Origin of the sequence: Veillonella rogosae JCM 15642 (assembly GCF_002959775.1) — a bacterium.
Classification (GTDB): Bacteria; Bacillota; Negativicutes; order Veillonellales; family Veillonellaceae; genus Veillonella; species Veillonella rogosae.
Window position 1 is genome coordinate 87,329 of the sequence record NZ_PPCX01000004.1, and the last position, 13,197, is coordinate 100,525.

Here is a 13,197-nt window from a genome sequence, read left to right on the forward strand (position 1 = left end):
GCAACAAGTAAAAATAGGACCTATCATCATGATAGGCCCTATTCTTATATGCAGCATATTACGAAAATGGTTATAGTAGTGTTTTAGGAGGTCGTATGCAACGCTGTACACGTTGTGGTAAAGAAGGGCCAGATGAACAAGCCGTCTGTTTACGTTGTGGCGGGAATATGGGGCCCTTAGGGGGGCCTATTTATACAAATGTGCACCGCCAAACAGGTGTAACCATTGTAGATTTTGAACGATATAACATGGGGTATAAGGATAACTTTATCAATACCTATCTCATACAGTGGACTGTTATCAGTGGGCGTTCTTCGCGGGGAAACTATTGGCGATTTATGCTTGTCATAGCACTTCTATGGGCGCTTATGTACATGGGATGTGCTCTTATCGGTTGGGCCAATGCAGATGATTCAGATCAATTTATTGCCTGGGTTTTCTTAGTTTTTATAATGCTTGTTTTTACAATCATTCCAGTTGTTAATATTACGATTCGTCGTCTTCACGATGTGAATCAATCGGGTTGGCTGGCACTGCTTATGTTAGTGCCTGTCATTGGTCCATTAGTTTTATTAAATTGGACGGTGAAAGCCGGGGGCCCAGAGGAAAATCGCTTTGGGAAACCGCAGTATACTGAGCCCGTCGATGAAAACTTGAGTGCTCGATTAGATATTTCTACAAGTCCCACTCGTTCTACGGATCGTACGATGATAGCTGTACTCCTTGTGAGTATGGCCCTTGCGTGGTATGGCAATTATAATATTGCGGAAGGCGTATTTAATGTCATTCGAGGTGGAGAGTTTAAAGCTGCTACTAGATACTCTAAGGCGATAAAGCCTGAAGAAAAGTCTTATGGCCTTGAGGCTCGGATCTCTGTGGAGCGTTTCTTTGAAGAGGTCGTTAATGAGCGTTTTAGAGATGCTCATGCTCGTCTTGGCGGGGCCGAACGGGAGAAATATCCAACCAAAGAAAGCCTCGCTAAAGCCTATGAAGGTGTGCGCCGCGTAGACTACGATAAACTTGAAGTCATAGCTGACTCAAAGGATGAAGTGCAAATCGCCTTTGCGATTATAATGAGCGGCAAAAAAGATGGGGTACCATTTACTGAGCGTCGCAGTGGCACTATGATTTTGCGACCTAATAAATATACGCAATTCCAAATCGTAGAAATTAGAGAGAAATAATTATTATACTGATTAGTGGAAACTATACAGTTTATAACGCTTACTAGAATCTCAATGTTTTAAACTAGCAAATCTATATAAACGATTACAACAAAAGGACGTTATACATTGTATAACGTCCTTTTGTTAGTTAGTTTAGTTATGTCTTATATAATCAGCAGGAACTGATTATGAAAGGGGCTTAGTCATTAGAAGATTCAGAGCGCATGCCATAATAGCTTCGTTCTGCTACTTTGTTTTTATCGTGTTTTTCACGGTCAGATAATTTGCGTTTTTTATGTTTTTGTTTTTTCTCGCCTTTTTTGAACCATGGATTAGCACTGCTATCAACTGTGCCATCAGCATTTTTTTTCATACGAGGGGAGTCGCCGATAGTGAAGCGAAAATCCTTAGCTTGTGCTACGTTAGCACCGATACCAACAGTTAAGAAGGCTGCTAAGCTGGCCAAAGCCACTACTTTAGTTAATTTAGCTTTCATAATTGTCTCCTCTATAATAAGTTGTACAAATTTTAGTTGTAAAAAATCTAATTAAAGTATAGAAATGTTCGATGAAAATAAGATGAATAAAATAGGTTGATACATCATAGTATAATAAGATTATCTATGTTTGTATATTATCTAAAATTATAGTAGGAGTTTTATGAAACAGAGAGTATATGAGATCCTCTATCGTGAGCTAGTAGAAAACTACGCGAACAGTAAGGGACGAACGAATACAGCCGATTTTTGGCTAACCATAAGTGCCATATCCTTTGCATATGGTTTAATTACATGCATTACGGGCCTTGCAAGCTATATACCGTATGGATATCTTTATGCTGTATCCTTGGGTGGAGGTATATTAATCACTTTATCCATCTTGTTATGCTTGCCGACGATTATGCTCATGGCGAGACGATTGAGGGACTCTAATAATGATCCGATGTTGATTATTTTACTGTTGGTCCCTATTTTAGGATGGCTTGCTTTATTGTATCTATTGTGTAAACGGACATCGCCAATCCAAAATCGACCAGATATATCCAACAACGATACAAACATATATAACGATGAAGCAAGCGTATATAACAATGAAGTAAGCGTATATAAAAATGAGGGAAACGTATATAACAATGCTGCAAACACGTTACAAAAGCAATCTGTATCTGGCGTGTTTATTGTGGGCTTATTAGTATTAGGCTGGCTTGTTAATAGTGCTGGTAGTGCAATGATCAACCATAATTTGACGGTGGAAGAGGCTGCCTATGGTAATTTAGAGCCTAGTGCGTTAACGAAAAAGGCTAATCGTTTATTAGAAAGTGAAACGGCTACTACAGAGGCTCGTTCTGTGGTGAGTGCGTACTATGAAAATCTTGGTAAAGAGGATTATCATGGCGCATATCGCCAGCTAAGTGTACGTGAAATGGAGCGCTACGGTACGTTTGAACTATGGCAACAAGCGGTAGCGAAGGCACAATATCCTAAAGTAGAAACGATTCAGCTCGATTACGTTTCTCAAGATAAAGAAGATGACTATACTTTCAACTATACTGGTTTTAAAGTGACCTTTGAAAAAGGGCAAGAGCCTATTCTAGTTCGTTTGTATAACGCAGGCAAGGGCTGGGGCATTATTAGCATCGAAGACGTGGAGGAGGACTAGGTTATGGCAACTATCAATACATATGATTTAAACTATACCGATGCCTTCAAGCTAGGTATTAAAAACTATGCTAACTTCAACGGTCGTGCTAGCCGTAGTGAATATTGGCGCTTTGTCGCAGGCGTTACAATGATTCAAGGGTCCTTAGGGATTTTGGCTATGATTTGTAATGCATTGGGCCTTCTTAATTTTGAAAGCATAGTTGATAAGGTTGGTTTTTTTATATCCTTATTTTTAGTACTTCCCAATATAGCAGCTACGGCGCGACGTATGCATGATATTGGCCGCAGTGGCTGGACGCAGCTGATTTCCTTTATTCCCATTGTAGGTTTCTTTGTGTTCTTAAATTATGAATTACGCCGCGGTGATCAAGGGGAAAATGCTTACGGTGAAAGAACGGGTTACATCCCAGTTACATCTGATATAAGTAAAGAAACAGGTCTTGAAGAAACGCCTTCTCGCCGTCAAGATTGGATTATGGGTATTACAATCTTCCTTATCCAATCCATTCAAATTGCAGATGTAGTAGGTGAACTATTATGGTTTGGTCTTAACGGGAACGGATATATGTAATAACTACCTGTATTTATTAACATACTCATTATTTTATTTTATAAAAGTTTAACAACTCTTTTATAGACAATATAACACTTTGTAGTAAAATGAAATTAAGATGAATTCAAATTTATAGATATTAAGCAATATATAATATCTAAATTACTATATGTGTTATGTACAACAGGACCTTATGAGCTTTACGTTCCTGTCTGTCGATGGAAGGAGTTTATTATGAAATCTTGTCCATATTGTGGACATGAAGTACTGAGAAATGATCGTTATTGCCCAGACTGTGGGCATGTCCGCAAAGCCCCTATTTCGTTAGATAAATATAATCTAGGCATGATTGAAAACTTCAAACAATGTTTAGTATATAAATATGCTGACTTTGAAGGCCGCGCCAGCCGTAGTGAATATTGGAATTTCTTTTTAATGTATCAATTGCTCTTTGTAGCAATCTTGTTCACATGTGCCTTTTTAAGTTATATTAGCCCTCTCTCAAGTGCAGTAGGTGTAGGCTTCGGTTTAGTAATCTTGGTTCTACTGTCCGTAGTGATGGTAATCCCTGGCGTAGCCGTTGCAGTGCGTCGCTTGCACGACCAAGGTCGTTCTGGTGGCCTCGTATTTATTGGTTTTGTGCCTGTAATCGGGACACTTATCCTATTGGTTCTCATGGCTCTTCCTGGTGAAAGCCACTCAAACCGCTTTGGTTCTCCTACAGGACAAGTAATCTTAACAAAACAAATGGCTCATGAAATCGGGCTTATCGATGCAACACCAACTATGGGACTAACAGCGGGATTGCTCTGTGCAATCTTTGTACTGTGGTTCTTGGTAGATCAATTACTTACGACAAGTGTGATGTAAAATGATAACTCTCCTTATAGCTTCACTATAGGGAGAGTTTTTTATAGAATATAATTGTATAAATGGTTAATATAATGCATATGTTATTCCCAAAATATATAGAAATTGAAATTCAAAATGATAGATAAAAATGATATAATGATATTTGCTTTTATTTTTATTTTATTTGTTATTTTGTAGGAGAGAATACAATGACAGATTTATCTATCAAAAACCTTTCGTATGTAGATAACTTCAAACATACGGTTATGGGCAATTTTGCTAATTTTAAAGGCCGTGCAAGCCGCAGTGAATATTGGCGTTTCTATGGTATCACAATTGTTATTGCTGGTATCATTAATGTATTGAGCGCACTTTTTATGAACACTGCATTATCAAGCGTTTTTGGTCTTATTTCCATGGCGTACAACGTTGCAATTTTGTTGCCTTCCATTGGCCTTGGTGTTCGTCGTTTTCATGACGTTGGTAAAAGTGGTTGGATGCTTTTAATTAGCTTAATTCCATTTGGTATTATCTATGTTATCTACTTGCTCGCTCAAAAAGGTGATGAAGGCGATAACCAATATGGTTCCCCAGTAAGCTATGAAACAATCACAGCTGAAGAAGCTGCACGCACTGGCCTTAAAGAAACTCCATCTGAAGATATGGATCGCAAATTCATGTTCGCATGCATCGGTATCGTTATCTTCGAAGTAATCCTTATGGGCATCGTTGCATAAGCATAAACATATCTATAAAGAAAGCCTACGTATGTAGGCTTTTTCTTTTTAGTTAATTTAGATGTCTATTTATTGTCGCATATTGTTTTGACACTACTATTTTAATACAATAGTTTTACTAAAGATTAAACGTATATAGGAGATCGTGTATGAGTGGTATAAATTGGTGGCGTCGTTTAGGGACGGTCGCTTGCGTGTTGGTGTCATTAGGTTGTGTTAGTGGTTGTCAGTGGAATTTAGATAATCTAAAGCAATATAGTCAAGATTCATCAGCGAAAGACATTAAAAAAGATGAGACGAAGAGGGTGTTTCGCTTCTATTTGGCTGCTACAAATGAGTTTAACTACAATGCGGTTAAACACGGGAGCCAATATGACCTAATCTGGCAACAGGCAGGTGCAAATGAACCACTAACAGGATTTAAGGTACAGGATTATGAGCGTCTTGAACAGGAATTAGTAGCTGCTAAGGAGGCAGGTCGTTCTTACGAGGATCTTGAAAGCACAACAGATGCTCTATTGCCTATCTTGCATGACATTGTAAGTGATATAAAGGCTTTAGATTCGTATTATAAAGCAAAGCAGTATGAAAAAGATAATTATGCATTTAGCCAAGCTACACTGGCTAAGCTTTCAGCGTTATTAGAAGTATTTGAACCAAAATATGAAGCGTTAAATGAGGCCGTTACAGCTGCTCATAAAAAGGAACGTAATAAAGATATTGAGTCTATGCGTTCGAATGGTCAAGTGAATGGTGCTTATATGGTAGAGATGATGGGGTATTATAGTGATATCATTAGCCATATCATTGATCAAGGACCTAATAGTGATGTGCAATGGGTGAAAGCTCAAAAGGAAGCAGCAAATGCAATTGTGCCTAAGTTCACATCTGTAGAGGTACAAAATCGGATTGATCAAGCTAAGAATCTTGATGCGGCTATTGATGCATTTGTAGCAGAACAAAGTGCTGAGACACATCATGAGGTAATTTCACAATATAATGAGCTAGCTCGGACACCAATGAATTTTAAATTACTAGATAAAGTGCAAGATGCTTATATACCTGAAGGTGTATAGTTTGCTTGTTGACAATTTCCCCATTTGAGCCCTATAATTATCTATTATATGAATATTGCGTTGAAAAAGACGGCACGTCTCAGACGGATTTAGTAGAGACCAAACTCATGGGCTGAAAGGTTTGGAAATCTAGAGATTTGCGGATCACTTTGGAGCAAGCGGCAACGCCGCCGGTGAACACCGTTATATGTTTAAGTGGCTTTCACAGTTTACGTGACTAGCTCGCCTAATGTGTTACAGTCATGCGCTAGCATGGTCTGACAATCGAAGAAAAGCAGGGCGAAGCTTTCACCAGTAACGAAGGTCAGTAGGGTGGTACCACGGATATTACGTCCGTCCCTTCGGGGGCGGGCGATTTTTTTATGTAAAAGGAGCACATCATGGATTACGGTAAGACGTTACATTTGCCTGAAACAGAATTCCCAATGCGCGGCAATTTGCCTAAGCGCGAACCAGAAATCTTAAAATTCTGGGAAGACAACAAAATTTACGAAAAACGTTTGGAATTGCGTAAAGACGCAAAACCTTTCATCTTGCATGATGGCCCTCCATACGCAAATGGTAAATTGCACATCGGTCATGCCCTCAACAAAACGTTGAAGGACATCATCATGAAATACAAAACAATGACTGGTCATTATACTCGCTATATCCCTGGTTGGGATACGCACGGTTTGCCAATCGAGCATGCGGTTATTAAAAACACTGGTCTTAACCGCCATGAAATGGCGCCATTAGACTTGCGCAACAAATGTAAGGAATATGCATTAGAATGCGTAGAAACTCAAAAACAAGACTTCATTCGCTTTGGTGTATTAGGCGAGTGGGAGCGTCCTTATTTGACATTACGCCCTGAGTTCGAAGTAAAACAACTTGGTATCTTCGGCGAAATGGCAAAACGCGGTCATATCTATAAAGGCCTTAAAACTGTATACTGGTGTACTCACTGTGAAACTGCATTGGCAGAGGCAGAAATCGAATACGCTGAGAAAAAATCTTTCTCTATCTACGTAAAATTCCCTTACGTATCCGAGAAAAAGGTAACATTACCAGCTGGCGTAGATCCAAAACAAGCATTTGCTGTTATCTGGACAACTACTCCTTGGACAATGCCTGCCAACGTAGCAATCTCCGTTAACCCTGAGCTTGAATATGGCTGGGTAAAAGTAGGTGACGAATACTACTTGATGGCGACTGAACTCGTTGATGCGGCTATGAAAGATATCGGCATTGAAGAATACGAAATCGTAAATCGTTTCTCCGGTGCAGACTTAGAATTGGCTGATTTCAAACATCCATTCGTAGAACGTAATTCCACAGTATTACTTGGCGATCACGTAACTCTTGATGCTGGTACTGGTTGTGTACATACAGCGCCTGCACACGGTGAAGACGACTTTAACATCGTTCAACGTTACAATAAAGAAGGCAAAGCTGAGCTTCCTATCGTATCCCTTGTTAACGAAACTGGTAACTACACTAAACAAGTAGACGACAATCGTTATGGCGATACTGAGTTTCCATTGGCTGGCGTAGAAATTCACGATGCAGAGGTGCCTGTAATTAAAATTTTGGCGCACAATAATGCATTGCTTAGCAAATCTAGCTTGCGCCACCAATACGCGCACTGCTGGCGTTGTAAAAACCCTGTTATCTACCGCGCTACAGAACAATGGTTCTCCTCTGTAGATGGGTACCGTCAACAAGCGCTTGATGCTATCGATAACCAAGTACAATGGATCCCTAAATGGGGCCATGACCGCATCTTTAACATGGTTCGCGACCGCGGTGACTGGGTAATTTCCCGTCAACGTATTTGGGGCGTGCCAATTCCTATTTACTATTGTGAAAGCTGTGGCGAGCACATCATCAATGACGACACTATGTCTGCATTACTTGAAAAAGTAGCTGTAGAAGGTTCCGACGCATGGTGGGCACACAGTGCTAAAGAATTGTTACCAGAAGGCTTCAAATGTCCTCATTGCGGTCATGATGAGTTCAAAAAAGAAACAGACATCATGGACGTATGGTTTGACTCTGGTTCCTCTTGGGCTGGCGTACTTGAAGTTAACGATCTTGAAGTACCATGTGCTATGTACCTTGAAGGTTCTGACCAACATCGTGGCTGGTTCAACTCTTCCTTGTTAACTGCAGTGGCAACAACAGGTAAGGCACCTTACAACTCCGTATTGACACACGGCTTCGTTGTGGACGGTGAAGGTCGCAAAATGTCTAAATCTGTAGGTAATACAGTAGCACCTAGCGATATCATCGACGTATACGGCGCTGACGTTATGCGTTTGTGGGTATCCTCCGCGGATTACCAAGCAGACGTACGTTTGTCCAAAGACATCGTAAAACAATTATCCGAAGTATACCGTAAGATCCGTAATACATTCCGCTTCTTGCTTGGTAACTTGGATGACTTCAATCCAAATACTGATAAAGTGGCTTACGCAGATATGTCTGAATTCGACAAATGGGCATTGTTGCGCTTAGAAGAAGTACGTCAAAAAGTTTCTGATGCGTACGAAAACTATGAATTCCACATGTTATACCATGCAATTCATAACTTCTGTACAGTAGACTTGAGCTCCATCTACCTTGATGTCATGAAAGATACTATGTACGCTGAAAGCAAAAACAACGTAGCTCGTCGTTCTGCTCAAACAGCAATGTATGAGATCTTAAAAACATTAGTAGCAATGGTATCTCCAGTACTTTCTTTCACAGCAGAAGAAGTTTGGAAATACATGCCTAAAGAAGAAGGCATGCCTGTATCCGTTATGCTTCAAGATTGGCCACAAGGTCATCCTGAACACTTCAACCAAGAATTGGCTGATAAATGGAACCAATTGTTAGACTTGCGTACATCCGTACAAAAAGCATTGGAACTTGCTCGTCAAGACAAAACAATCGGTCACCCACTAGATGCATCTGTTACAGTATACGCTGAAGGTGCTGCATTCGACGCATTGAACGCTCTTGGTGAAGAAGGCTTGGCTAAACTTGTTATCGTATCCGAAGCTCACATCGTAAACGGCGCTGCTCCAGCAGAGGCTGTTAAAGACGAAGAAACAGGCGTGGCTACAGTAGTTGCTGCATCTGGTCTTGAAAAATGTGAACGCTGCTGGATCCACCGCGATACAGTAGGTCGAGATAGCGAACATCCTACACTTTGCGATCGCTGCGCAGACGTTGTAAAAACTCTATAATTATAGATAAAATAGAAAACCCTTCTCTAACACATTTAGTTTATTTTAAACTAATGTGCACCAGAGAAGGGTTTTTATATATGATTGTTTTCTTAGATGTATCATGGCTAGATGTAAGCGTCCTATGTACATTTCTTTACAAAAAATTAAAATTTTATAGAAATTTATGAATTCATTGTATGCTATCGTTCTCATGTAACTATTTGTACCAGTTAAGACTTTGTTATTTTGTTCATGAAGTTTTAATGTGTAAATTTTTACGCATTTCATGTTAAAACTAATTTCCCGGTTTAAGATGTTTATAGTTAGTTTAGTTCTTGTTCTTATATGAGAAGGAGGAAGAGAAATGGTTGCAGCAATCGTTAAAGCAATCTTGGCAGCGCTTACTGGTTTAGCTAACGCTTTATTGCCTTTATTCAAATAACAATTTCATTCCCCAGAAAAAAGACCACCCTGCTTGCGGTGGTCTTTTTCTTATGTTTGCAAATCCTTTGGAACTGTTAATTGTTTCCAGTTGTCTAGTTCAGGGATTTCCAAGGTATTGATTGTTTTTTGAATCCAATAGTTCAAGGATACTTCGTTGCCTACGTATTGTTCAAATAAATAGGTGTTGCCTGGAGTATCTTCTTGGTTTCCATCCTCATCGATGGTGTGGCGTACAGATTCTTTCAGATAGAGCTGTACTCTAAATGGATTCGCTTGATTGCCTTTAAAAATGAAATAAGATGGACCTACAAAGTCATGGGTACGAATATTAATTTGTTCGTACTTTTTGTCTTTTAGGCCCTGCAACGCAGTTTGAATCATAGCGTTCGCATCGTCGTATTCTTCAAGCAAGAAAGCTTGTTGATCTACATCGAGTACATAGTGCCAAGTCGGTTTTTCTTCGCTTTTTTCGATGGACCAGTTGTCTACTAGATGAGGTAAGGCATGATTATCGTAGAGGTCTTTCAATAGATCGCGTGTAGCATCCTTATTAATTACCGTACGATAGATGATTTCTTGCCCTTCCGTAGGGTCGTAGCCGTGTATTCGCACTTGATACATATCTCGAGGCATACGTAAAACATCTAACTTAAAAATGTTGCGCAATTTGTCTGGAACAGATAGGAAATGATTGTAAAAGCTTAACTTTATTTCATCTTGGGCTGTTAAGGCTTTTTCTATGGTTTGCCAATCATATAAGGTGGTATCCCACAGAAAGTCATCCATGTTTACAGATAACCGAGCTGCATATTGAGGCCACGTAGTAGGGGCAGGGCGCACCGTAGTAGTAGACTCTGCAATATCTTCCTTATACTGCCAGTGACCATCAATTTCCTCAAATGCATCTAATCGCTCTGCTCCTTCGTCATCGATAGGAACACCTTTTAACTCTTCATCTAAGTTTGCCTTATGGGACAAGATATATTGATGCGATTGTTCGTAATAGGATACAGCCTGATCAAGGTCTGGCTTACCTGTTACATAGCCTTTTTCATAGGCATAGCCGAGAGCAACCCGTGTTAAGGCGCGCGTAACATCGTAGAAGAGAACTCGATTTTCCTCTTCGAAGGCTCGTTGCTCTTCATCTAAGACGCGCAGTAAGGATTGAACGGCAAAGCGCATATTTTTCGTTACACCTAAACCGTGGATGCGCATATAACCAATATATGGCAAGGCGAACATAAATCGTTCCTTGGTCGCCGCCATATGCGTTAAGTCTGCAATGAGGCCCCAGTCTAGAGGGAGGTGGCCGATGTGAAAGATATAGCCAAAAGCTGCTTGTAATGCGGTATACCCAGCGTCGCTAAAGTTCTTAGTAGCGGCACGGCGATAGAGACCAATCGCCTTCACGGGATCGTAAGGAATGGTGCTGCGCAATTCTTTAGCATCGTAGAAATGATAGTAATAGTCCGCTAACTCGGCGATACTTTCAGATTGTCCTAAGGCCGCTGCTTTAGTAAACCAAGTGAAAGCATCTTCAAAGTTGCCATTTTCGTGGCAGTCGAGGCCGGTATAGAGCATCATGGCTGGATTGCCAAGGTTTGCTGCCGTTCTAGCTACGCGGCGAGCGTTCTCAAAGTCACCTTCGTCGATATAGATGTTACGCAAATTTCCTTGGAACATGGCGAGCCCGTTGTAGAGCGCTTTATTAAGCCATCTTTTCGCCAGCTCCGATGCGTTTTCTTGCAGTTTCTCGTCTGGTATTGTCCCTTGTAAGGTCGCAATACGATCGTGTATGGAACCGCTTTGTAGACTTCGTTGGATGCGTTTTGCCAAACTTAGAGGTGGTGGCATAATCATATCTTTTGCTGCTTCAATGCGATTGTCGTCGCGCCAGAAAAATACATTACCAATTACATACTGGCAATAGGCATCGTCTTGCTCTGCATAATCGTGGACAATGCGGAATGCATCATCAAAGGAGATTTGCATATCCTTTTCGACAGTTGGCGTAATAGAACCTTTAATGCGCAACGCTTGTAAGGTACCAATAGGACTGCAACGGCGAATACTATCGTGTAGGCATTGATAGGTACGCATATTGTCCTCTGGGAAATTAGATTCCTCCCAAGTAAAGCGAGGACCTGCATAAACGCGTGCTAAGAGGGCATATGCATCACCTAGCTCGCGTGCTGCTGGATCATTAGCGATTGTAAGCGCATCCTCTTTGGTATTAATTTCGCTTTCAAGAAGCGTAGACATATCGTTTCGCAAGGCGCGATGATGAGTTGACACTGCATCTTGCTGATTGTTGACGATAAGTTCAAGCTGACGCAAACCCTCTTGGGCCGCTTTTTGATTATAAGATCTAAAAATCATGTGGAAGACCTTTTGTAGGCGTTCCGTAAAGTACTGTGCCATTAGGCCTCCTTGTTATACGATAGAATATATATTTATTATATAACGAACGCCTGGTACGGTTAAAGAGGAAATAGCAGTACTTCCATGTGTTTTAGCTGATTCGAATTTAGTATATATGACATTATGTTAGTTTCCTATACGACTTGAAAAGGCATAACTTAAACAAAAAATCCCCTCTGCATAGATTTTGATTTACGTTGCTGTGAAATCTGAAATCTTTCAGAGGGGATATACTTATCCTAATTCCTTAGAATCACTATTATTTTTTGTTATAATCGCCGAACCATTTGTCGTAGATCTTTTGGTAAGTACCGTCTTCTTTAAGTTCTTTAAGAGCTTTATTAACAGCATCTTGTAAAGCTTTGTTGCCTTTTTTCACGCCAAGAACTGTGCCTGGGGATTTAGTAGGTTCGCCTACGAGTTTAAGGTCTTGGTCAGCACCTTGTTTGAGGTAGTACATAGCAACTGCGTTATCGAGGATAGCGCCATCGATTGTGCCAGCTTTCAATTCCATGAAGATATTAGCATTAGAATCAATTTGTTTTACTGTTGTACCAGGGATTTTTTGAGCCATTTCAACAGGGATTGTGCCGATTTGAGCACCTACAGTTTTACCAGCTAATTCATCCATGTTGTGGATTGTTGTGTTGTCTTTACGAACAACTGTGATAAAACCGCCTTGATCGAAGTATACATCGGAGAAGTCCAATACTTTTTCGCGTTCTGGTGTAGCGTTGATACCGGCAGCAATCATGTCGATATCACCAGATTGAACAGCTGGAATCAAAGCGTCAAAGCCCATGGATTTGAATTCCATTTTTAGACCGATCTTTTTAGAAATTGCTTCGGACAAATCAACGTCGAAACCAACGTATTTTTCGCCTTCAGTAAATTCGAATGGTGGGAATGTAGTTTCAGAACCTACACGCAATACACCTTCTTGTTGTGTCATTTTTGGTTTTTCATTGCCACAACCAGCCAATAAACCCATTGCTGCTACCGCTACGAGGGCGATGGCTGTCAATTTTTTGAACTTAAACATAGTATCCTCCTCAAACATCCATATACATGGTTTATACATTTCTGTTTAT

General features: G+C 40.3%; 10 protein-coding genes. 7 read left to right on the forward strand and 3 right to left on the reverse strand.

Annotated features, from left to right (window positions below):
* Positions 1–95: 95 nt before the first annotated feature.
* On the forward strand, positions 96–1,184 hold the full coding sequence (locus VRHSUH09_RS02515) for a DUF805 domain-containing protein (RefSeq protein ID WP_105081285.1): 1,089 nt from the start codon (positions 96–98) through the stop codon (positions 1,182–1,184).
* A 181-nt stretch (positions 1,185–1,365) separates the two neighbouring features.
* On the opposite strand, the gene VRHSUH09_RS02520 is transcribed toward VRHSUH09_RS02515, so the two are convergent.
* Positions 1,366–1,662 (reverse strand): hypothetical protein, encoded by a 297-nt coding sequence (locus VRHSUH09_RS02520; protein ID WP_105081286.1) that lies wholly within the window; start codon positions 1,660–1,662, stop codon positions 1,366–1,368.
* A gap of 163 nt (positions 1,663–1,825) precedes the next feature.
* On the opposite strand from VRHSUH09_RS02520, the gene VRHSUH09_RS02525 reads away from it, so the two are divergent.
* The 6 genes from VRHSUH09_RS02525 (at position 1,826) to ileS (ending at position 9,259) form a co-directional block, all read left to right on the forward strand.
* The gene (locus VRHSUH09_RS02525) at positions 1,826–2,824 is read left to right on the forward strand and encodes a DUF805 domain-containing protein (RefSeq protein WP_105081287.1); all 999 of its coding nucleotides are present in this window, start codon (positions 1,826–1,828) and stop codon (positions 2,822–2,824) included.
* A gap of 3 nt (positions 2,825–2,827) precedes the next feature.
* Positions 2,828–3,397 (forward strand): DUF805 domain-containing protein, encoded by a 570-nt coding sequence (locus tag VRHSUH09_RS02530; protein WP_105081288.1) that lies wholly within the window; start codon positions 2,828–2,830, stop codon positions 3,395–3,397.
* A 216-nt stretch (positions 3,398–3,613) separates the two neighbouring features.
* Positions 3,614–4,249 carry a DUF805 domain-containing protein gene (locus VRHSUH09_RS02535; protein WP_009351889.1) on the forward strand — a complete coding sequence of 212 codons (636 nt, stop codon included), beginning with the start codon at positions 3,614–3,616 and terminating at the stop codon, positions 4,247–4,249.
* A gap of 191 nt (positions 4,250–4,440) precedes the next feature.
* Entirely contained in the window at positions 4,441–4,968 is a 528-nt protein-coding gene (locus VRHSUH09_RS02540; RefSeq protein ID WP_174683237.1) for a DUF805 domain-containing protein, read from the forward strand.
* 149 nt (positions 4,969–5,117) lie between these two features.
* The gene (locus VRHSUH09_RS02545) at positions 5,118–6,044 is read left to right on the forward strand and encodes a YiiG family protein (RefSeq protein WP_054748210.1); all 927 of its coding nucleotides are present in this window, start codon (positions 5,118–5,120) and stop codon (positions 6,042–6,044) included.
* 380 nt (positions 6,045–6,424) lie between these two features.
* Positions 6,425–9,259: an isoleucine--tRNA ligase gene (gene ileS / locus VRHSUH09_RS02550; protein ID WP_105081289.1), complete on the forward strand. Its 2,835-nt coding sequence runs from the start codon at positions 6,425–6,427 to the stop codon at positions 9,257–9,259.
* A gap of 474 nt (positions 9,260–9,733) precedes the next feature.
* Here ileS and VRHSUH09_RS02555 read toward each other — a convergent pair whose 3' ends face one another.
* Positions 9,734–12,106 (reverse strand): tetratricopeptide repeat protein, encoded by a 2,373-nt coding sequence (locus VRHSUH09_RS02555; RefSeq protein WP_105081290.1) that lies wholly within the window; start codon positions 12,104–12,106, stop codon positions 9,734–9,736.
* 259 nt (positions 12,107–12,365) lie between these two features.
* Positions 12,366–13,148, reverse strand: coding sequence for a basic amino acid ABC transporter substrate-binding protein (locus tag VRHSUH09_RS02560; protein WP_009352166.1), 783 nt, complete (start codon positions 13,146–13,148; stop codon positions 12,366–12,368).
* Positions 13,149–13,197 lie beyond the last annotated feature (49 nt).